Below are 871 nucleotides of genomic sequence, written 5' to 3'. Positions count from 1 at the left end.
CGGCAGCGGACACCTGCCCGGCGCCGCCCATCAGCGCCACCTCCCGCCGGGCCCGGTCGTCCGGGGCCAGGGGGGAGAGGTCGGCGGGGTCGCCGTCAAACCAGCCCAGATAGCCCGCACAGATGCCCCGCACCGTCCAGGCCACCGAGCCGTAGAACTCGTCCAGGGCCGGCTGGCCCCGCCACCGCTCGGGCAGGGCGACGGCGGCGGCCACCTGGTCAAAGGTGAGCCCCTCGTCCAACAGCCGCAGGGTCTCGTCCAGCACCCAGGAGAGGGCGTCGCGGTAGAGGGCGATCTCCTCCCGGATGGCGGCGGTCCCGTGAAGCGCCCGGGTGTGGCCGGGCAGCAGGTGTTCGGCCGGGAGGGTCAGCAGTTTGTCCAGGGAGCGCACCCAGGCCGCCACGTCCCGGTACTGGCCGCCCCGGATGGGAGCGGTGTTGGGCCAGGACTGGTAGTAGTTGTCGCCGCAGCAGACCACCCTGTCCTCGGGCAGCCAGAGGTAGGTCTGGTCGTCGGTCTCCCCCTGGGCGGCCAGGAGGACGGCGGGCACCCCGTCCAGGTCGAGGGCCAGCTCCGTCCCCTCCATCCACCGGGTCACCGGCAGGGGGCAGGGCTTGCCCCCCCGCTCCCCCAGGGGGCCGGCCCCCATGGAGATGGCCTCCTCCGGGGTGAGGGAGAAGCCCCACTGGCGGTCCCCCCGCAGCCCGCCGATCCGGCCCACCTCCCCGCCGCGGCCGCCGTCTCTTCTACACATCTAGATGTGGTTAAAAAACATCCCGTAGAGGTTGGGTTCGCCCTCGTAACCCTCTTTTTCTCGCTATCGGAACGTGCCCATCGGAACAGCGGAGGGGGGGGGACGTGGGTAGATCGG

Annotated in this window: 1 protein-coding gene; it reads right to left on the bottom strand. The window is 72.0% G+C overall.

Annotated elements, in window-relative coordinates:
- On the bottom strand, positions 1-754 hold a 754-nt coding region (locus BN3266_RS00020; RefSeq protein ID WP_278275363.1), incomplete at its 3' end, for an alkyl sulfatase dimerization domain-containing protein.
- Positions 755-871 lie beyond the last annotated feature (117 nt).

Source organism: Bittarella massiliensis (ex Durand et al. 2017), assembly GCF_001486165.1.
In the GTDB taxonomy this organism is placed as follows: Bacteria; Bacillota; Clostridia; order Oscillospirales; family Ruminococcaceae; genus Bittarella; species Bittarella massiliensis.
Note: the sequence above shows the minus strand (reverse complement) of the source record. Positions and strands in the feature narration are given on the sequence as shown.